Origin of the sequence: Streptomyces sp. NPDC049970, assembly GCF_040660235.1 — a bacterium.
Taxonomy (GTDB): domain Bacteria; phylum Actinomycetota; class Actinomycetes; order Streptomycetales; family Streptomycetaceae; genus Streptomyces.
On the sequence record NZ_JBFALP010000007.1, the window covers coordinates 121,416 to 140,271 of the forward strand.

At 72.3% G+C, this 18,856-nt stretch carries 17 protein-coding genes; 13 read left to right on the plus strand and 4 right to left on the minus strand.

Annotated features, from left to right (window positions below):
* Positions 1 to 6: 6 nt before the first annotated feature.
* On the plus strand, positions 7 to 978 hold the full coding sequence (locus tag AB0I83_RS15640) for an aldo/keto reductase (RefSeq protein ID WP_363304933.1): 972 nt from the start codon (positions 7 to 9) through the stop codon (positions 976 to 978).
* Between the two features lie 115 nt (positions 979 to 1,093).
* Here AB0I83_RS15640 and AB0I83_RS15645 read toward each other — a convergent pair whose 3' ends face one another.
* Positions 1,094 to 1,597: an HAD domain-containing protein gene (locus tag AB0I83_RS15645; protein ID WP_363304934.1), complete on the minus strand. Its 504-nt coding sequence runs from the start codon at positions 1,595 to 1,597 to the stop codon at positions 1,094 to 1,096.
* Between the two features lie 169 nt (positions 1,598 to 1,766).
* On the opposite strand from AB0I83_RS15645, the gene AB0I83_RS15650 reads away from it, so the two are divergent.
* Positions 1,767 to 2,318, plus strand: coding sequence for a TetR/AcrR family transcriptional regulator (locus AB0I83_RS15650; RefSeq protein WP_363304935.1), 552 nt, complete (start codon positions 1,767 to 1,769; stop codon positions 2,316 to 2,318).
* Positions 2,315 to 3,862: an MFS transporter gene (locus tag AB0I83_RS15655; protein ID WP_363304936.1), complete on the plus strand. Its 1,548-nt coding sequence runs from the start codon at positions 2,315 to 2,317 to the stop codon at positions 3,860 to 3,862. The genes AB0I83_RS15650 and AB0I83_RS15655 overlap by 4 nt, the downstream gene beginning before the upstream one ends.
* Positions 3,863 to 3,909: 47 nt before the next feature.
* Here AB0I83_RS15655 and AB0I83_RS15660 read toward each other — a convergent pair whose 3' ends face one another.
* The gene (locus AB0I83_RS15660) at positions 3,910 to 4,581 is read right to left on the minus strand and encodes a lysophospholipid acyltransferase family protein (RefSeq protein ID WP_356535343.1); all 672 of its coding nucleotides are present in this window, start codon (positions 4,579 to 4,581) and stop codon (positions 3,910 to 3,912) included.
* A 232-nt stretch (positions 4,582 to 4,813) separates the two neighbouring features.
* Here AB0I83_RS15660 and AB0I83_RS15665 point away from each other — a divergent pair, with 232 nt between their 5' ends.
* The 3 genes from AB0I83_RS15665 (at position 4,814) to AB0I83_RS15675 (ending at position 7,263) form a co-directional block, all read left to right on the plus strand.
* On the plus strand, positions 4,814 to 5,977 hold the full coding sequence (locus AB0I83_RS15665; protein ID WP_363304937.1) for a glycerophosphodiester phosphodiesterase: 1,164 nt from the start codon (positions 4,814 to 4,816) through the stop codon (positions 5,975 to 5,977).
* Between the two features lie 201 nt (positions 5,978 to 6,178).
* Positions 6,179 to 6,712 carry a sigma-70 family RNA polymerase sigma factor gene (locus AB0I83_RS15670; RefSeq protein ID WP_363304938.1) on the plus strand — a complete coding sequence of 178 codons (534 nt, stop codon included), beginning with the start codon at positions 6,179 to 6,181 and terminating at the stop codon, positions 6,710 to 6,712.
* A gap of 38 nt (positions 6,713 to 6,750) precedes the next feature.
* Complete coding sequence (locus tag AB0I83_RS15675; RefSeq protein WP_356535346.1) at positions 6,751 to 7,263, plus strand: GNAT family N-acetyltransferase; 513 nt, start codon at positions 6,751 to 6,753, stop codon at positions 7,261 to 7,263.
* Between the two features lie 22 nt (positions 7,264 to 7,285).
* On the opposite strand, the gene AB0I83_RS15680 is transcribed toward AB0I83_RS15675, so the two are convergent.
* Together AB0I83_RS15680 and AB0I83_RS15685 are read right to left on the minus strand one after the other, a co-directional pair.
* Positions 7,286 to 7,732: a hypothetical protein gene (locus AB0I83_RS15680; protein WP_363304939.1), complete on the minus strand. Its 447-nt coding sequence runs from the start codon at positions 7,730 to 7,732 to the stop codon at positions 7,286 to 7,288.
* Positions 7,733 to 7,734: 2 nt separating this feature from the next.
* On the minus strand, positions 7,735 to 8,094 hold the full coding sequence (locus AB0I83_RS15685; RefSeq protein WP_356535348.1) for a hypothetical protein: 360 nt from the start codon (positions 8,092 to 8,094) through the stop codon (positions 7,735 to 7,737).
* A gap of 559 nt (positions 8,095 to 8,653) precedes the next feature.
* Between AB0I83_RS15685 and AB0I83_RS15690 the strand changes: the two genes are divergently transcribed.
* The 7 genes from AB0I83_RS15690 (at position 8,654) to cobA (ending at position 18,819) form a co-directional block, all read left to right on the plus strand.
* Positions 8,654 to 9,724: an ATP-binding cassette domain-containing protein gene (locus AB0I83_RS15690; RefSeq protein ID WP_356535349.1), complete on the plus strand. Its 1,071-nt coding sequence runs from the start codon at positions 8,654 to 8,656 to the stop codon at positions 9,722 to 9,724.
* Positions 9,721 to 10,392: a methionine ABC transporter permease gene (locus tag AB0I83_RS15695; protein WP_363304940.1), complete on the plus strand. Its 672-nt coding sequence runs from the start codon at positions 9,721 to 9,723 to the stop codon at positions 10,390 to 10,392. The genes AB0I83_RS15690 and AB0I83_RS15695 overlap by 4 nt, the downstream gene beginning before the upstream one ends.
* Positions 10,393 to 10,466: 74 nt before the next feature.
* A complete protein-coding gene (locus tag AB0I83_RS15700; protein ID WP_363304941.1) occupies positions 10,467 to 11,333 on the plus strand; it encodes a MetQ/NlpA family ABC transporter substrate-binding protein in 867 nt (288 codons plus the stop codon).
* Between the two features lie 101 nt (positions 11,334 to 11,434).
* Complete coding sequence (locus AB0I83_RS15705) at positions 11,435 to 12,112, plus strand: GNAT family N-acetyltransferase (protein ID WP_356535352.1); 678 nt, start codon at positions 11,435 to 11,437, stop codon at positions 12,110 to 12,112.
* Between the two features lie 120 nt (positions 12,113 to 12,232).
* Complete coding sequence (gene cbiE / locus AB0I83_RS15710) at positions 12,233 to 13,444, plus strand: precorrin-6y C5,15-methyltransferase (decarboxylating) subunit CbiE (RefSeq protein ID WP_356535353.1); 1,212 nt, start codon at positions 12,233 to 12,235, stop codon at positions 13,442 to 13,444.
* 331 nt (positions 13,445 to 13,775) lie between these two features.
* Positions 13,776 to 17,285 carry a nicotinate-nucleotide--dimethylbenzimidazole phosphoribosyltransferase gene (gene cobT, locus AB0I83_RS15715; protein ID WP_363304942.1) on the plus strand — a complete coding sequence of 1,170 codons (3,510 nt, stop codon included), beginning with the start codon at positions 13,776 to 13,778 and terminating at the stop codon, positions 17,283 to 17,285.
* Positions 17,286 to 17,565: 280 nt separating this feature from the next.
* Positions 17,566 to 18,819: a uroporphyrinogen-III C-methyltransferase gene (gene cobA / locus AB0I83_RS15720; RefSeq protein WP_356843202.1), complete on the plus strand. Its 1,254-nt coding sequence runs from the start codon at positions 17,566 to 17,568 to the stop codon at positions 18,817 to 18,819.
* Positions 18,820 to 18,856 lie beyond the last annotated feature (37 nt).

An 18,856-nucleotide genomic window follows, 5' to 3' on the forward strand; every position in this document is an offset into this window, starting at 1 on the left:
CCCGCGATGCCCTTCGCCCGCCTGAACCGAGCGACCACCCCGACCTCCCACATCGGGCTCGGCCTGGCCGCAGTCGGCAGGCCCGGCTACATCAACCTGCGGCGCGACCGGGACCTTCCCGCCGACCGCGGCGTCGAGGTGCTGCGCGCCCGTACCCACGAACTCCTGGACGCGGCCTACGCCCAGGGCGTCCGGTACATCGACACGGCCCGCTCCTACGGCCGGGCCGAGGAGTTCCTCGCCGAGTGGCTCACCGCCCGCCCCGACGCGGCGGACCTGGTCGTCGGCAGCAAGTGGGGCTACACCTACACCGCCGACTGGCGCGTGGAGGCCGAGGCCCACGAGGTGAAGGACCACGGCCTCGCCACCTTCGAACGGCAGTACGGCGAGAGTGCGGGAATCCTCGGCGACCGGCTCGACCTCTACCAGATCCACTCGGTGACGGCCGACAGCCCGGCACTGAGCGACAAGGACCTGCACGCGCGCCTCGCCGAACTGGCCGCCGGCGGAACCACGGTCGGCTTCTCCACGAGCGGCCCCGCCCAGGCCGACGCCATCAGGTCCGCGCTCGCCGTGACGGTGGACGGCGAACCCCTCTTCCGGACGGTCCAGGCGACGTACAACGCCCTGGAGACCTCAGCGGCGCCGGCGCTCGCCGACGCGCACGACGCCGGGCTCACGGTCATCGTCAAGGAGGCCATGGCCAACGGGCGGCTCGCCGGTACCGAAGCACCCGCCGTCGTCCGGGAGATCGGCGCCGAGGCCGGACTGGACGCGGACGCCGTCGCCCTGGCGATCGTGCTCCACCAGCCGTGGGCCGGCGTCGTCCTGTCCGGCGCGGTCACGGTCGCCCAGCTCGCCGGCAATCTGCACGCGCCGCTGCTCGACCTCGACCCGGAACGGCTCGACCGGCTGTCCGCCCTGGTCGAGGAGCCGGATGCCTACTGGCGCCACCGGGCCTCACTGCCCTGGAGCTGAACCCGGGCTCCCGGCCGTGATGCCCGCGGCCGGGAGCGCTCCGCGTACGCCGACCGGCCCGGGAGAGGCCCGACCGTGATCCCGCGCGGCGTAGGCGCACCCCGCCCGGCCGGGCTCACCCCTCCCACTCCGCGAGTGCGTCGAAGTCCGTCCGCGACAGGCCCACCCCGGGGTCGACCCGCAGCAGCAGGGCGTGCCCGGGGTGATGCGCCGCCACCCAGTCCCTGTCGATGCCGGAGATCTCGTCGTCGACCCAGGCGAACGGCCTTCCGTCGGCGTGGTGGACGACGTGGCGCGTCTTCCAGTACGTCCCGTCCGCCGGGGTGCCGTGCATCGAGGGCCAGTCGATGTACGGCAGCGGTGGCAGCCCGAGGCGCGGACCGACCCACTCGTTGGCCTCGTCCTTCCAGGTGGTCGCCCAGACGAGTTCGTACCGGGCCGAGAGGGTCAGCAGCTCCTCCCCGTGCTCCGCGCTGAGGAGGACCGGCAGGGGCGCCCCCGTCTTCCACCCCGTCGGCCGCATCCGGTGGAGTGCGTAGCCCTCCGGGACCGGACGGTGCGCGAGCGCCGCGAACGGGTTGAGCGGACCGTCGATGTCGATCAGCAGCAGCGGCTTCATCGCGCCATGGTGCCCCTTCGGCCGCCCGGCGGCCGTGAATTCTCACCGGTTGCTGCGGGATGGGCCCGGCATCCGGGTGCCCCGGTACCCCCTGCCGCTCAGGGCGTCGGCAGGGGTTGGCGTACGGCCGAATGGGACACTGGTGTCTCACATGGGCTAGTGTCGTCTCATGACTCTTGATCGCCAGCAGGTACTGCGGAGCGCCGCGGCACTGCTGACCCGCAGATCCACCGCGACCATGGACGAGGTCGCCAGGGCGGCGGGAATCGGGCGTGCCACGCTCCACCGCCACTTCGCCGGCCGGGACGCCCTGGTCGGAGCGCTGGAGGACCTCGGGATCCAGGAGTTCGAGGCCGCGCTGGACGCCGCCGAGCTCGACGAGGGAACCGCCGAGGACGGACTCCGTCGACTGATCGCGGCCGTCGAGCCCAGCGCGGGACTGCTGTCCTTCCTCGTGACCGAGAACCAGCTCTTCGAGGGCGACGACGTCAACGAGGGATGGAACCGTCTCGACGCCCGCGTCTCGGCCTTCTTCCGGCGCGGCCAGGAGCGCGGCGAACTCCGGATCGACCTCACCCCCGCCTGGCTGACCGAGGCGCTGTACGGCCTGATCGGCAGCTGCGCGTGGTCCGTCCAGACCGGCCGGGTCGCCGCGCAGGACTTCCCGTACATGATTGTCGAGTTGCTCCTGGGTGGAGCACGCCGGAGCGTGGAGAAATGAGCAGCACCGACCAGCGGGCGGGAACCACCGGCGACGTGCACCACCCGGGACGGTGGGTCGCCCTCGCCGTCCTCGTCCTCGCGGTGCTCCTCGTCGCGGTCGACGCCACCGTCCTCGGCCTCGCGACCCCGTTCCTCAGCGAGGACCTCGAACCGACCGGCACCCAGCTGCTCTGGATCGGTGACATCTACTCCTTCGTCATCGCGGGTCTCCTCGTCTCCATGGGCAGCCTCGGTGACCGCATCGGCCGCAAGAAGCTGCTGCTGACGGGGGCCACCGCCTTCGGCGCGGTGTCCGTGCTCAACGCGTACGCCTCCAGCCCCGAGATGATGATCCTGGCCCGGGCGCTGCTCGGTGTCGCGGGCGCCACCCTGATGCCGTCCACCCTGGCCCTCATCCGGAACCTCTTCCACGACCCGCGCGAACGCAGCCTCGCCATCGGCATCTGGGGGGCGATGGCCTCCGCCGGCGCCGCCGTCGGGCCGGTCGTGGGCGGCCTGCTGCTGGAGCACTTCTGGTGGGGGTCGGTCTTCCTGATCAACCTGCCGGTGATGGCGGTCCTCGTCGCCGTCGGCAGCAGGATGATCCCCGAGTCCAAGAACCCGGCGGCGGGCCCCTGGGACCTGCCCAGCGTGGGGCTGTCCCTGGTCGGAATGATCGGCATCGTGTACGCCATCAAGGACGTGGCCTCGCACGGACTCAGCTGGCAGGTCGCCGCGGTGGCCGTCGCCGGCGCGGGTGCGCTCGTCTGGTTCGTGCGCCGACAGCTGAGACTGCCCGTCCCGCTGCTGGACATGCGGCTCTTCCACCACCGGGGCTTCTCGGGAGCGGTACTCGCCGACCTGCTGACCATCCTCGGCCTGTCCGGGATCGTCTTCTTCCTGTCCCAGTTCCTGCAGCTCGTCCAGGGGCGGGGCCCGCTCGAGGCAGGCCTCGCCGAACTGCCCGCGGCGGTCGGCGCGGTGACCGCCGGGCTCATGGCCGGCACGGTCGCGCGCCGCTACACCGTGCGCTCCGTGGTCGCCGGCGGGCTGGGGGCCATCGGCGTGTCGCTCGCCGTGGTCACCGTGATCCACAAGGAGACGGGTTATCCGCTGATCGGCGCCCTGCTCCTGGTGGTGGGCGTCGGCGCGGGCTTCGCGTTCACCGTGACCTCCGACGTGATCCTCTCCAGTGTTCCGAAGGAACAGGCGGGCTCGGCGTCCGCCGTGTCCGAGACGGCGTACGAGCTCGGGGCCGCCCTCGGCATCGCGCTGCTCGGATCCATCGTCACGGGCGTCTACCAGGGCTTCGGCACCCCCGAGGGCATCCCGGACCGTGCCGCTGCCGCCGCCCACGAATCACTGGGCGGCGCGGTGGAGACGGCCGGACGCCTGCCCGCCCAGCAGGGCGACGCGCTCGTCGTCGCGGCGCAGGAGGCCTTCGTCAACGGATTGCGGGTGTCCGCGGCGGTCGGCGCCGTCGTACTGCTCGCGACCGCGGTGGCCGCGTGGTTCCTGCTGCGGAGCGAGAAGCTGGAAGAGGGCATCGTCGCGGACGAGTGAGCGGCCCGGCGCGTTCGCGCCGGGCCGCCCGAATGCACTCGTTCGGCTCAGGCGGCCTTCGCCTTGGTGGCGTACATGTCGACGTACTCCTGGCCCGACAGGCGCATCACCTCGGCCATCACTGAGTCGGTCACCGCTCGCAGCACGTAGCGGTCGCGGTCCATGCCCTCGTAGCGCGAGAACTCCATCGGCTCACCGAAGCGGACCGTGACCTTGCCCGGGCGGGGCAGACCCGAGCCGCCCGGCTGCAGCTTGTCGGTGCCGATCATCGCGAACGGGACGACCGGGGCACCCGTCATGAGCGTCAGCCGCGCGATGCCCGTACGGCCGCGGTAGAGCCGGCCGTCGGGGGAGCGGGTGCCCTCGGGGTAGATGGCGAAGGCGTTGCCCTCGTCCAGCACCCGGCGGCCCGTCATGAGTGCGGCGACACCGCCGCGCCCGCCGTCACGGTCCACGGGGATCATGCCGCAGCCAGTGAAGAACCAGGCCATCAGCCTGCCCTTGAGGCCCTTGCCGGTGACGTACTCGTCCTTGCCGATGTAGAACACCGGCCGGTCGCAGCAGATCGGCATGATCATCGAGTCGATGAACGTCAGGTGGTTGCCCGCGAGGATCACCGGCCCGGTCCCGGGGATGTTCTCGACACCCTCCACCTGTGGCCGGAAGAGAAGGCGCAGGATGGGTCCGAGCACTGCCTTGATGACCGTGAGTCGGGACAACGCTTCCTCCGGTGACGTGGCCGGGCGGCCGGGGCGGGAATTCGTGAGGGTCTGTGCAGGTGAGGACGATACTCGCGGGTTCGCTCTCCGCGCACATCGGGTTCACGGAGCGGATACGCAGTGTTGACGTGTGTTTCCGCCATGTTCGTCCACGGGCCGCCCCGCCGATGGCGTAGCCGCCTACGATCAAGCCTTCCCCGAAGGTGCCGGACATCACATGCGAGGAGCATTCATGACAGAGCGCGCGTGGACGGGCCCCGGCCGTAGGACTCTCCTGGGAGCGGCCGTCCTCGGCCCGGCGGCCCTCGGGATCTCCGGAACGGCGAACGCGGCCGGGCGTGGCGCGGCGGACGCGAAGGGCGCGGGTCACCGCCCACTCCGCGGGCTCCCCGTACCCACCGTCATCGGTCACCGGGGTGCCAGCGGCTACCGTCCCGAGCACACGCTCGGCTCCTACCAGCTGGCCCTCGACCTCGGCGCCCACATCGTCGAGCAGGACCTCGTGCCGACCAGCGACGGCCACCTCGTCTGCCGCCACGAGAACGACATCACCGCCACGACGGACGTCGCCGACCATCCCGGGTTCGCGAGCCGCAGGACCACCAAGCAGGTCGACGGCGTCACACTCACCGGCTGGTTCACCGAGGACTTCACCCTCGCGGAGCTGAAGACGCTCCGTGCCAAGGAGCGCATCCCCGGCAACCGCCAGGAGAACACCCTGTACGACGGCCGCTGGGAGATCCCCACCTTCGAGGAGGTCCTGCGCTGGGCCGACAAGGAGGGCCGCAGGCGCGGCAGGCCCGTCTGGCTGTACGTCGAGACCAAGCACCCCTCGTATTTCAGGGGGCTCGGGCTCGGACTCGAGGAGAAGGTCGCCCGGCTGCTGCGCAGGTACGGCCGGCACCGCGCGGACTCCCCGCTGATCCTGCAGTCCTTCGAGCCGAGCTCGATCCAGCGGCTGGCCGAACTCGTCGCCGTTCCGCGCGTCGTCCTGCTGGCGGGCCCCAAGGAGAGGCCCTGGGACTTCGTGGAGGCCGGGGACCCCCGCACGGTGGCGGATCTGGTCGAGCCCGCAGGACTGAAGTGGATCGCGTCCTTCGCCCAGGGCATCGGCCCCACGCTCGACCTGGTCATCCCCAAGGACGCCTCAGGCCGGCTCACCTCACCGACCACCCTGGTCGCGGACGCGCACGCCCGGGGGCTGATCTTGCACCCGTACACCATGCGCAACGAGAACACCTTCCTCCCCGCGGACTTCCGGCGCGGCACCGATCCGAACGCGTACGGCGATGCCTTCGGAGCCTTCCGGACGTACTTCGGGACCGGTATCGACGGGGTGTTCTCCGACAACCCGGACACGGCCCTGCTCGCGGCGGCCGACTTCGGCGAGGACTGAGCCCCACCTCCGCCACCGGTACGGCCCGTCAGCCGTCTGGCCGGGATGCCACGGTCGGGTGGAGCTCCCCGTGTGCGGCAACCGCCCGCGCGCGGGGAGCGTTGACGGGGCATGACATTTCTTGATCATGTTCTGTACGTCGGTGGGCACGGGCGCGAGCAGGCAGGGGCTCCGGTCCAATCACCGTCACGGTCACCGGCCGTGGCTCCCGGCGACGCCGGGCGGGCCCTCTTCCACGCCCTGCACGCCCTCGTCCGCGCCGAGGCGACAGCCGAGGCCCACGCCGCCGGTGTCGAGGCCGCCGACCTGGAACAGGCGGTGTGGCTGCGGCTGCTGGAGCGCCGGGCCGGGCCGGAGGCGCCGGCCGATCCCGCCCGCCGGGTCCGCGCCGCCGTACGGGCGGAAGTCCGTACCGCCCGCCGCAGGGCCCGCTGGGAGCGCGCGTATCCGGCGGGCGGATCCCCGGGGGACTGGGCCGGCTGCCCCGAACGGATCACGGTGAGGGCGGAGGAACGCCGGGCGCTGCGTGGCGCGGTGGGCCGGCTCCCCGGACGATGCCGTCGGTTACTCGAGGCGATGCTCGCTCCCCACGATCCGACCTACCGGGAGATCGCAGGGGAGTTGGGTATGTCACAGGGCAGTTTGGGCCCGATGCGTTCCCGATGCCTCGGATGTCTGCGCAGAATGCTCGCGGCGGAGGTTGTAGCTCCTGAACTGCGGGGAATGGAGCGGTAGACAACCGGCGGATGCAGGTGAGCGGGAGGCATGCGCACATGGGCATGAGCGTGACCATCTCGGCGGCGGCGGCACAGGACGTCGAACAGATCTTCAGACTCCAGTACCTCTGTTTCCAGAGCGAGGCGGAGCTCTACGGCAACTACCGGATCGACCCACTGATCCAGACCCTGGACTCCGTGCGTGACGAGGTCGCCACCGACCTCGTGTACGTGGCCCGGCTCGGGGAGGAAGTCGTCGGCTCCGTACGGGGCTTCACCGACGAGGAGGGCGTGGGCCGGATCGGCAAGCTCTGCGTCCACCCCAGGCTCCGCAACCACGGCCTCGGGACCAGGCTCCTGACCGCCGCCGAATCGGGTCTGGCGCACGGACGTTCCGCCACGCGCTTCCGCCTGCACACGGGGGAGCGCAGCGAGGGCAACCTGCGGCTCTACCGCAAGGCGGGCTACGCCAGGGTGGGCGGCACCACCGGGGGCGACGGTGTCCGGCTGGTCCTGCTGGAGAAGGACCGGCCGGACACCGACGCCCCCGCCTTCGTGGCCAGTGCCTGAACCGCCGTCGTGACGGCCGGTGTCAGGCGTTCCGCGCGCGGCGCAGCCAGAGCATCCCGGTGACCGGAAGGATCACCGGGATGAAGAGGTAGCCCATGCCGAACTCCGACCACACCGTGCTGTCGGGGAAGGCGGACGGCTCCACCAGCGTCCAGGTACCCACGATCAGCACCCCCGCGAGCTCGGCGGCGCAGCACATCAGCGCCGCCCTGCGCGCCTTCTCGCCGCCCCGCACCAGCGAGTACGTGATGAAGCCGTATACGACCGCGGCGACGGCCGACAGGGTGTACGCGAGCGGTGCCCTCCCGAAGTCCAGGACCATCTCGACGATCGAGCGGGACGCGGCGGCCACCGTGAACACCCCGTAGAACCAGACCAGCACCCGCCCCGGGCCGGTACCGAGCTCGAACCGCTGCTTCTGCCGAAGGCCGGGGGAGCCGGGAGCCTCTGTACGGCCGGTGTCGCTCATGGTCAGTTTCCCCAGATGTCGTAGAGCCGCACTTCGAGGACGGCGAGCACGATCGCACCCGCTGCCACCGTCACCGAACCCCACCGGGTCCGCTCCGTCAGCGACAGGAAGGCCGCCGCGGGCACGGCGGCGAAGGCGCCGATCAGATAGGCGATGAAGATCGTCATGCCCTGGTCGGGCCGCTCACCCCGCGCGAGCTGCACGACCCCCACGACCAGCTGTGCCAGTGCCAGCACGGAGACGAGGGCCATGCCGATGAAGTGCCAGTCCTTCGTGGGCTGGTCCCGGTAGGCGGCGTATCCGCACCAGGCGGCGAGGGCGAGCGCGGTCACGGCGACCGCGACCGTCAGGGCGACGAGCATGGGGTCGAGGGTATTACGGACCCGGGGAGGGGCCGCGTGCGGGCCCGGGTGGACGGCCCGTGTCCGCGCACCGTGGCCTTTGCCACAGCGCTCGGACGGCATGATCGTTCCAGGCCCGACCGAGGCCGCGCCGCCCGCTCCGCGTTCACGCAGGTCACAGGGGTGCACACGGGCGACCGGCGCGAGCGGCGCACCCGTCCACGGCCGTCCGCTATACGGACACGGTGGCCGGGCCGAAAGTTACGTCTGTTTTACTTGGGACATGACCACGACGAGCTACCGCAGCCCTGCGACCGAGGCGATCACGACGCCCGGTGCTCGTTGTATGTGTCGAATGCGCGCCTTCTGAGGGCCCCCGCCTGAGCCTCGCGCCCCGAAGCGAGACCGGGCCCGTGCCGTCCGCGACCGGCGGACCGAGCCGGCCCGGGCATGTCCCGCGCCCGCCGAGGACGGCACATGCCGGGACTCCCACCGGTCGACCACCGAGAGCAGTCCCACCAGACGTATGCCCCGTGCCCGGCGGACACCGCGCCGCGCACTCGACAGTGACGGAAACCCTGTGATCACCACTTCGGGCCTCACGAAGGTCTACCAGTCACGCGGCCGCGAGGTCACCGCCCTGGACGGCGTGGACCTGCACGTCCGCGAAGGCGAGGTCTACGGCGTCATCGGACAGAGCGGCGCCGGCAAGTCCTCGCTCATCCGCTGCGTCAACCTCCTGGAACGCCCCACCTCGGGCACCGTGACGGTCGCGGGCCAGGACCTCACCGCCCTGGCCGGCCGCGGCCGGCGCGCGGGCAGGGAACTCCGCCGGGCCCGCAGCCGGATAGGCATGGTCTTCCAGCACTTCAACCTGCTGGACTCACGCACCGTCCGGGACAACGTCGAGCTCCCCCTGGAGATCCTCGGCGTCTCGGGACAGGAACGCACCCGCAAGGCGCTGGAACTGCTCGACCTCGTCGGCCTCTCCGACAAGGCCAAGGCCTACCCCGGCCAGCTCTCCGGCGGCCAGAAACAGCGCGTCGGCATCGCCCGCGCCCTGGCCGGCGACCCGAAGGTGCTCCTCTCCGACGAGGCGACCTCCGCGCTCGACCCCGAGACGACCCGCTCCATCCTGCAGCTCCTGCGCGACCTCAACCAGGAGCTCGGCCTCACCGTCCTGCTCATCACGCACGAGATGGACGTGGTCAAGACGGTCTGCGACTCCGCCGCGCTGATGAAGAAGGGCCGCGTCGTCGAGTCGGGCACGGTCGGCGACCTGCTCGCCACCCCCGGTTCCGAACTGGCCCACGAGCTCTTCCCCGTCGGAGGCACCGCCACCGGCCCCGACCGCACCGTCGTCGACGTCACCTTCCACGGCGAGGCCGCGGCCCGACCGGTCATCTCCCAGCTGTCCCGGACCTACAACATCGACATCTCGATCCTGGGCGCCGCGATGGACACCGTCGCCGGCAAGCAGATCGGCCGCATGCGCATCGAGCTGCCCGGCCGCTTCGAGGAGAACGTCGTACCGATCGGCTTCCTGCGCGAGCAGGGCCTCCAGGCCGAGGTCGTCGACGGCGCCGCCGCCGACACCACCGGGATCCCCGCCCAGACCCCCGCCGCGATCACCAAGGAGGTGGCGAAGTGACCTGGTCCGAAATGCAGCCGCTGCTCTCGCAGGGAACCATCGACACGCTCTACATGGTGCTCTGGTCCACGCTCGTCACCGTCGTCGGCGGACTGCCGCTCGGCATCCTGCTCGTCCTCACGGACAAGGGCGGACTGCTGCAGAACACGGTGGTGAACAAGGTCATCGGCGTGGTCGTGAACATCGGCCGCTCGCTCCCCTTCATCATCCTGCTGATCGCCCTGATCCCCTTCACCACCTGGGTCGTCGGCACCTTCATCGGCCCGTCCGCGATGATCGTGCCGCTCGCCGTCGGCGCCATCCCCTTCTTCGCGCGGCTCGTCGAGACGTCCGTACGCGAGGTCGACCACGGGCTCGTCGAGGCCGCGCAGTCCATGGGCGGATCCATCCCGACGATCGTCCGCAAGGTCCTGCTGCCGCAGGCACTGCCCTCGCTCGTCTCGGGCGTCACCACGACCGTCATCGTGCTCATCGGCTACTCCGCGATGGCCGGAGCGGTCGGCGGCGAAGGACTCGGCTCCAAGGCCGTCACCTACGGATTCCAGCGCTTCGACAACCAGTTCATGCTCATCACCGTCGCGCTGCTGATCGTCATCGTGACCGTGGTCCAGCTCGTCGGGGACGGAGCCGTACGCCTGCTGGCCCGCCGGGGACGCACCACCACCTGATCCTCACCTCCCCATGAAGCCCCGAACTCCTTGTCCGGGCGCACCACCATCACCACCGGAAAGAGGCACTCTTCGTGCGTAAGAGCATCAAGATCACCGCTGCCGCCGCAGCCACCGCCGCCCTCGCCCTCGGCCTGAGCGCCTGCGGCACGGACTCCGACCCGGCCGCCAAGGGCGGGACCGGCGCCAAGGCGGACACCTCCAAGGCCCTCGTCGTCGCGGCGTCCCCGACGCCGCACGCCGACATCCTCGACTACGTCAAGAAGAACCTGGCGGACAAGGCCGGCCTCAAGCTGGAGGTCAAGGAGTTCACGGACTACGTCCTGCCGAACACCGCCACCGAGAACGGCCAGGTCGACGCCAACTTCTTCCAGCACAAGCCCTACCTGGACGACTTCAACAAGAAGAACAAGACCCACATCGTCCCGGTGGTGAACGTCCACCTCGAGCCCCTCGGCCTCTACGCCAAGAAGCTCAAGGACGTCAAGGACATCAAGCCCGGCCAGACGGTCGCCGTCCCGAACGACACCACCAACGAGGGCCGTGCGCTCCAGCTGCTCGCCGAGAACGGGCTGATCACCGTCAAGGACGGCGTCGGCACCAACGCCAAGCTCAGCGACATCACGGACAAGAAGGGCCTGGAGTTCAAGGAGATCGAGGCCGCGACCGTGCCCCGCGCCCTGGACGACGTCGACGCCGCCGTCATCAACGGCAACTACGCCATCGAGGCAGGCCTGAAGCCGGGCCAGGACTCCCTGGTGCTGGAGAAGGCCGACGGCAACCCGTACGCCAACTTCCTGGCGGTCAAGGACGGCAACGAGGACGACCCCCGGGTCCAGAAGCTCGCGAAGCTCCTGAACTCCGACGAGGTCAAGAAGTTCATCGAGGACACCTACAAGGGATCGATCATCCCCGCCTTCGGCGCGCCCGCCAAGTCCTGACCCCAGGGCGCCATTTGCACCGTGAGCCCCGCACACCTCCACACGGTGTGCGGGGCTCCGCCGCGCGGACCCGGCCATGCGCGCCATCGGTCCGATGCTGCATGCTGTGTCTTCACACGGTCTTCGGCATGGAGCTGCGCATGACTACCACCTTCCCGTCCATCTCCATCAGCACGGACAGGTTGGTGCTGCGCCCCTTCGACATGGCGGACGTGCCGGCGTACATCGAGATGATGAACGACGAACTGGTCACCGCCTGGACCGAGGCGCCGTATCCCTACACCCAGGTCGACGCCGAAAGGTGGGTGCGCAGGATCGCCCCCGCCGAGCGGTCCCAGGGCCACGGCATCGTCTTCGCCGTCACCGAGTTCCTCACCCAGCGCCTGGTCGGCTCCGTCCGGCTCCTCAACACCGACCGCCGCACCCTGGCCACCGAGGTCCGCTACATCACGGCTCCCTGGGCACGCGGCGAGGGGTACGCCACCGAGTCCGTGCTGGCGCTCGCCGAGTGGCTCTTCCGCGACCAGGGCTTCGAACGCATCGAGTTGCGCACCCCCGCCGGGAACACCGCCTCCCAGGAGGTCGCCCAGAAGCTGGGCTGCATCAGCGAGGGCGTCCTGCGCAACGCCCGTATAGCCCGGACCGCGACCGAGGACGGCGGCTGGACCGACATCAGGACCGACCTCATCGTCTGGGGACTCCTGCCCGAGGACCTGGAGGGCGTCGCCGAACAACTGGCCGAAGCGGGCGGATACGGCACGTACCAGGACTGGAACTGACCCCCGTACCGGGCCCGGGGAGTCACTGAAGGGGCGCTGGTACGGACCGGATACGCTCACCCTTGCTCCGCACGCATCCCGCGGACAGCCCCCGCTTGTGAGACCCCAGGAGACTCGACGATGGCCGACCGGGTCACGGTGATCGGCTGCGACGGCTCGCCACTGACCAGAGCGGCGACGGCCGCGCTCTCGGCCGCCACGCTGGTCGCCGGCGCCGCCCACCACCTCGCGCTCGCCGAAGTCCCCGAGGGCGCCGAGCGCATACGCCTCGGCAGTGTCGAACTGGCGGCCCGGAGGATCGCGGGCCACCGCGGCAGCGCCGTCGTCCTCGCGGACGGCGACCCGGGTTTCTTCGGCGTCGTACGGGCGCTGCGCAAGCCGGAGCACGGCCTCGAGGTCGAGGTCGTCCCCGCCGTCTCCTCGGTGGCAGCCGCCTTCGCCCGCGCCGGGATGCCCTGGGACGACGCCCAGATCGTCGTAGCCCACCCGCGCACCCTGCGCCGCGCGGTCAACGTCATCCGCGCCCACCACAAGGTTGCCGTTCTCACGTCCCCCGGCGCCGGTCCGGTCGAACTCGCCCTGCTCCTCGACGGAGTGCACCGCACCTTCGTGATCTGCGAGGAACTGGGCTCCGCGCGCGAGCGGGTCACCGTCCTCACCTCGGACAAGACCGCCGACCACACCTGGCGCGACCCCAACGTCGTGATCGTCGTGGGCAGCGGGCCCGAGGCCGTCGCCGACGGAGTCTGGATCGCCGGCCGCCGGCCCGAGGTGGTCCGGGGCTGGGCGCTGCCCGACGCCTCCTACGGCGAGCGGGAGGGGGGCGAAGGCGAGTCGCCCGGACTGCGAGCCGCCCAGCTGGCCCGGCTCGGCCCGCGCACCGGCGACCTGGTCTGGGACATCGGCTCCGGTGGCGGGGCCCTCGCCGTGGAGGCGGCCCGCTTCGGCGCCGCCGTGATCGCGGTCGACAGCGACCCGGACGCCTGCGCCCGTACGGCGGCCGCCGCCCGTACCTTCCAGGTCGCCGTCCAGGTCGTCCGCGGCTCGGCTCCGCACGTTTTGGAACGCCTGCCCGAGCCCGACGTCGTACGGATAGGCGGCGGCGGTGTCCCCGTCGCCACAGCGGTCGCCGAACGACGGCCGGAACGTATCGTCACCCATGCCTCGAACCGGGACGAGGCGGAGGCCCTGTGCGGGGCCCTCGCGGAGACCGGCTACACGGTCGAGTGCGCGCTGCTCCAGTCCGTCGAACTGGACACATCCGACTGGGCGGAGCGCGAACGCTCCGTCGTCTTCCTTCTCTCCGCGGTGCGTTCCGACCTCGCCCCCTGAACGTTTGCGGCCCCGCGCGAGGTAGGCTGACCGATTGTTGTACCGCGCCCGGCCGTTCGACAGTTCGTTCGTCAATGTCCGGAAAGGTGGACCGTTTTGGTCCGCGATGTGGTACAGCGCAACCGGGGGACGCGCAACGTGGCGTAGTCCACAGCGAGCCGAGGCGGAACTGTCTGTCGCGGTGGTGACCGCCCGCGAGAACATGTGGCTCCGCGCGCGTTCCGTGCCGCGCGGCGAGCCCGCTCGTTCTCGTTGACGAGCGCCGGCGTGCTGTGGTTCGGACATCCCGGGCGTAGGGCGAAGGAGCACTGACGATGGGCGAGGGGTACGCATGACTGACACCGGCCGGATCCCGGGCGAGGGACTGCCGGAGGACGCAGGCATGGTGGAGCAGCCTGGCGTCCCCGCACCGGACGCCTACACCTACCTCGAACCCTCCGGGCAGACACCCGAGGACGACGACCTCCTCCTTATGCCCGCGGCGCAGGGCGCGTGGAGCGACGCGCCGGCCACGGGCCAGTACGAGCACACGGGCCAGTACGAGCACGGTGCCGCGCAGCAGTTCCCGGCGCAGGGCCAGGCCGCTGCGAACGGCGCGCACGCGTCCGGATCCGCCGAGGTGAACGGCGTGCGCGTCCCGGCGCACCCGCCCGTGCAGGTCCCGGTGGCGGCCACGCAGCCCCGGCGCCCGCTGCACCGGGGCCCCGCGTCCACCGAAGCGCCCAGCTACGGGCGCACGCCCACCGGCGTGGTCCGCTCGCTCGCGGACCGCGGACCGGCCGGCGCACCGCGCAACCCCATGCCCGTACGGCACGCGGGACCGCCGACGACGGGCCCCGAGTACTTCGAGGTGCCGGCGGACGACGGCGCGCTGCTGCCCGGTCCGCAGCTGGGGGAGATCCCGCCCCAGGGCGCTCCCGCGTGGGGCGCGCCCGAGCCGGCCCCGGCGCCGGAACCCGCACCCGAGCAGGTCGCGGCCCCCGTGCAGGAGGCCGCTGTGGCTGCTGAGCCGGTCGCCGCGGAGCCGCCGGTCGCGGTTGAGCCCGCCGCCGTCGCCGAGCCCGCGCCGGCGGAGCCCGTGGCCCAGGCCGCCCCGATCGCCGACGCCGAGGAGCAGCCGCCCGTGACCGCGCCGGCCGCGGCGGAGCCGGTGGTCACGGCCGAGTCCGCTGTCACCGCGCCCTCCGCCGTCCCCGTGGAGGCCGTGCCCGCGGAGGCCGTGCCGACCGAGCCCGCAGAAACGGTCGCCCCCGAGCAGCCGGTGCCGGCCGTCGCGCCCGGGACACCTGCCGAACCGCCGACGGAGCCCGGCGAGGAGATTCCCGCGGCGGCCTTGGTCGAGGCTCCCGCCGAGGTCCTGGAGGCACCGCCGGCCGAAACCCCCGCCGAGCCGATCGCCGAGGCCGCCGCCCCGGCCCAGTTCGCTCCGCCCACGCCCGTGGACGGCGCCGTGCCGACGCCCGCGTACGCCGGCACGGCGCTCGCCGACGTCCGGCCGGACGTCGCCCTGGAGGCCGTCCCCGCCGATCCCGAGCAGACAGCCGCGCCCGAACAGGAGCCCGCCCCCCTGGTGGAGCCGGAGCCCGAGCCCCCGGTGGAGGCACCGGCCGCCGCCGAGCCCGAACCGCTCCCGGTTCCTGAGGCGCCCCAGCCCGTCGCCGCCGTGCCCGAGCCGGAGCCCGAGCCCCCCGTGGAGGTCCCGGAGCCGGTCGCCCCGGAGCCCGTGCCGGTCGCGGTCGAGGAGACGGCCGGCACGACGGTCGAGCAGGAGCCGGTGGTCCCGCCCGAGCACCACGCCGTCGTGGAAGCCGAGCCCGTGACCGAACCGGTGGCCGAGCCCGTGACCGAGCCGCAGGCCGAGTCCCAGGACCCCGCCGAGCCGGAGCCCGGCACCGGGCCCGAGGTCATCGAGACCCCCGGGGCCGAGGCACGGGAGGCCGGGGCCGCCCACCCCGCGGAAGTGCCCGTGACGGCGGAAGCACCCGCGGCTTCAGAACCGGCCGTGGCACCCGAACCGGCCGACGCACCCGAACCGGCCGTGGCACCCGAACCGGCCGACGCACCCGAGGCGACCGGAGCGGCCGAGCCCGCCGAGGCGGCCCCGGTGTCCCCACCCGCCCCCGGCTACGACGACGCCGAGCGCGAGGCCGTCCTGCGTGTGATGCGTGAGCGTCGCGACATCCGCAACGGCTTCCGCGGCGACCCCATCCCGCACGAGGTCCTCCTGCGCGTCCTGGAGGCCGCGCACACGGCGCCGAGCGTCGGCCACTCGCAGCCCTGGGACTTCGTCGTCATCCGCTCCGCGGAGACGCGGCGCTCCATGCACGAGCTGGCGCAGCGCCAGCGGGAGGCGTACGCCAAGTCGCTCCCCAAGGCCCGGGCCAAGCAGTTCAAGGAACTGAAGATCGAGGCCATCCTCGACACCCCCGTGAACATCGTGGTGACGGCCGACCCCACCCGTGGCGGCCGCCACACCCTCGGCCGTCACACCCAGCCGCAGATGGCGCCGTACTCGTCGGCGCTCGCCGTGGAGAACCTGTGGCTCGCCGCCCGCGCCGAGGGCCTCGGCGTCGGCTGGGTCAGCTTCTTCGACGAGCGTGAGATGGTCCGCGCGCTCGGCCTGCCCGAGCACCTCGAGGTCGTCGCCTACCTCTGCGTCGGTTACGTCGACGAGTTCCCGGAGGAGCCCGAGCTGATGCAGGCGGGCTGGGCCAAGCGCCGTCCCCTGTCCTGGGTCGTCCACGAGGAGACGTACGGCCGCCGCGCCCTGCCCGGCGAGGAGCCGCACAACCTGCTCCAGGAGACCATCGCCGGTATCCGCCCGCTCGACGCCAAGGCCCTCGGCGAGGCGTGGGAACGGCAGAAGCGGATGACGAAGCCCGCCGGTGCGCTGGGCATGCTGGAGATCATCTCCGCCCAGCTGTCCGGTCTCTCCCGGCTGTGCCCGCCGCCCGTCCCCGAGCCCGCGGCCGTCGCGATCTTCGCCGGTGACCACGGGGTGCACGCCCAGGGTGTCACGGCGTGGCCGCAGGAGGTGACCGGCCAGATGGTCGCCAACTTCCTCGGCGGCGGCGCCGTCTGCAACGCCTTCGCCGCGCAGGTCGGTGCCGAGGTCTGCGTCGTCGACGTCGGCGTGGCGTCCGAACTCCCCGCGACCCCGGGTCTGCTGCCGAGGAAGGTCCGTCCCGGTACGGCCGACTTCACCACGGGGCCCGCGCTGTCCCGCGAGGAGGTGCTCGCGGCGATCGAGGTCGGCATCGAGACCGCCCGCGACCTGGTCGCCGCCGGCAACAAGGGCCTCCTCACAGGTGAGATGGGCATCGCCAACACCACCGCCTCGGCCGCGCTGATCTGCGTCTACACCGGCATGGACCCGTCGGAGGTGACCGGTCGCGGCACCGGGATCAACGACGAGATGCACGCCCGCAAGGTCGATGTCGTACGCCGGGGCCTGGAGCTGCACCAGCCCGACCCCGCCGACCCGATCGGCGTCCTCGCCGCGGTCGGCGGCCTGGAGCACGCCGCTATGGCCGGCTTCCTGCTGGGCGGTGCCTCACTGCGTACGCCGGTGATCCTGGACGGCGTGAGCGCCGGTGCGGCCGCGCTGGTCGCCCGCGCCATCGCCCCCGAGGCACTCGCCGCCTGCATCGCCGGCCACCGCAGCGCGGAACCGGGTCATGTCGCGGCCCTCAACAAGCTGGGGTTGCGCCCGCTGGTCGACCTGGACCTCCGCCTCGGTGAGGGCACCGGCGCGCTGCTCGCGCTCCCGATCGTGCAGAGCGCGGCCCGCGCGATGCACGACGTGGCGACGTTCGACTCCGCGGGCGTCACCGAGAAGTAGCACCCCCCGTGCCCGGACGAGCCCGACCGGCCCGTCCGGGCGCCCCCTCACGGTGCCCGGGCGGGCCCGCCCGGCGGAGGCCGGTCCGCGAGCGCCCGGCACCGGCCGGAAGTCCGCCGCCGGGTGTGCTCCGGACCGCACGGCACCGCACCGGCCACCGCGGGCACCACCCCGTATCGTGGTCCCACGCGCCACTGCCCCACTCAGCCCACGTCACAGCCGCTCCACCGCCGCAGCGGCCCGCAGCACACCGCACCCTGCACGAGGAGCCCGTACGAGCATGGCCGAGTACGACGATCACCCTGCCTACCCCGTCGGTCTGCGCCTCAACGGGCGCCGCGTCGTCGTCGTCGGCGGCGGCCAGGTCGCGCAACGCCGGCTCCCCGCGCTGATCGCGGCCGGAGCCGACATCACCCTGGTCTCCCCGTCCGCGACCCCCTCAGTCGAGGCCATGGCCGACACGGGCGAGATCCGCTGGGAGCGCCGCAGGTACCAGGACGGGGACCTCGCCGACACCTGGTACGCCCTCGTCGCGTCGTCCGACGCGGTCGCCAACGACGCCGCGTCCGCCGAGGCCGAACGCACCCGCACCTGGTGCGTCCGCAGCGACGACGCCGAGGCGGCCACCGCCTGGACGCCCGCCACCGGCCGCAGCGAGGGCATCACCGTCGCCGTCCTCACCACCACCTCGGAAGGCCGGGACCCCCGGCACTCCGCCGCGGTCCGGGACGCGATCGTCGAGGGCCTGCGCGACGGGACCCTGGCCGCCCCGTACCACCGCACCCGCGCCCCCGGCGTCGCTCTGGTCGGCGGCGGACCCGGCGATCCCGACCTGATCACGGTCCGGGGCCGCCGCCTCCTCGCCGAGGCGGACGTGGTCATCGCGGACCGGCTCGGTCCCCGTGACCTGCTCGACGAGCTCCCGCCGCACGTCGAGGTGATCGACGCCGCGAAGATCCCCTACGGCCGCTTCATGGCCCAGGAGGCGATCAACCGGGCGCTGATAGACCACGCGAAGGCCGGCAAGTCCGTGGTCCGGCTCAAGGGCGGCGATCCGTTCGTCTTCGGCCGGGGCATGGAGGAGGCCCAGGCCCTCGCCGCCGAGGGGATCGCCTGCACCGTCGTCCCCGGTATCTCCAGTTCGATCTCCGTGCCCGGTGCGGCCGGGATCCCCGTCACCCACCGCGGTGTCGCGCACGAGTTCACCGTGGTCAGCGGTCATGTGGCACCGGAGGACCCGCGTTCCCTCGTCGACTGGCGGGCCCTCGCGCAGCTGCGCGGCACCCTGGTCCTCCTGATGGCCGTCGACAAGATCGGCGCCATCGCCCGCGCGCTCATCGCCCACGGAAAGTCCCCCGACACCCCCGTCGCCCTGGTCCAGGAGGGCACCACCGCCGCCCAGCGCCGGGTCGACGCCACCCTCGCGAACGTCGGGGAGCGGGCCGTCACGGAAGAGGTGCGGCCCCCCGCCGTCATCGTCATCGGCGACGTCGTCGCCGTCGGCACGGAACCGGCGGCGCGGCCCGAAGGCTGACCCGCCGGCCTCCCGACCTACCCCCACACCACCCGAC

Coding starts and splice junctions, on each gene's coding strand:
- AB0I83_RS15645 (WP_363304934.1), bottom strand. CDS start 1,597: ATGAAGCCGCTGCTGCTGATCGACATCGACGGTCCGCTCAACCCGTTC.
- AB0I83_RS15685 (WP_356535348.1), bottom strand. CDS start 8,094: ATGCTCGTCGCCCTGACGGTCGCGGTCGCCGTGACCGCGCTCGCCCTC.
- AB0I83_RS15705 (WP_356535352.1), top strand. CDS start 11,435: ATGCTGTGTCTTCACACGGTCTTCGGCATGGAGCTGCGCATGACTACC.
- AB0I83_RS15640 (WP_363304933.1), top strand. CDS start 7: ATGCCCTTCGCCCGCCTGAACCGAGCGACCACCCCGACCTCCCACATC.
- AB0I83_RS15665 (WP_363304937.1), top strand. CDS start 4,814: ATGACAGAGCGCGCGTGGACGGGCCCCGGCCGTAGGACTCTCCTGGGA.
- AB0I83_RS15650 (WP_363304935.1), top strand. CDS start 1,767: ATGACTCTTGATCGCCAGCAGGTACTGCGGAGCGCCGCGGCACTGCTG.
- cobT (WP_363304942.1), top strand. CDS start 13,776: ATGACTGACACCGGCCGGATCCCGGGCGAGGGACTGCCGGAGGACGCA.
- AB0I83_RS15675 (WP_356535346.1), top strand. CDS start 6,751: ATGGGCATGAGCGTGACCATCTCGGCGGCGGCGGCACAGGACGTCGAA.
- AB0I83_RS15655 (WP_363304936.1), top strand. CDS start 2,315: ATGAGCAGCACCGACCAGCGGGCGGGAACCACCGGCGACGTGCACCAC.
- cobA (WP_356843202.1), top strand. CDS start 17,566: ATGGCCGAGTACGACGATCACCCTGCCTACCCCGTCGGTCTGCGCCTC.
- cbiE (WP_356535353.1), top strand. CDS start 12,233: ATGGCCGACCGGGTCACGGTGATCGGCTGCGACGGCTCGCCACTGACC.
- AB0I83_RS15680 (WP_363304939.1), bottom strand. CDS start 7,732: ATGAGCGACACCGGCCGTACAGAGGCTCCCGGCTCCCCCGGCCTTCGG.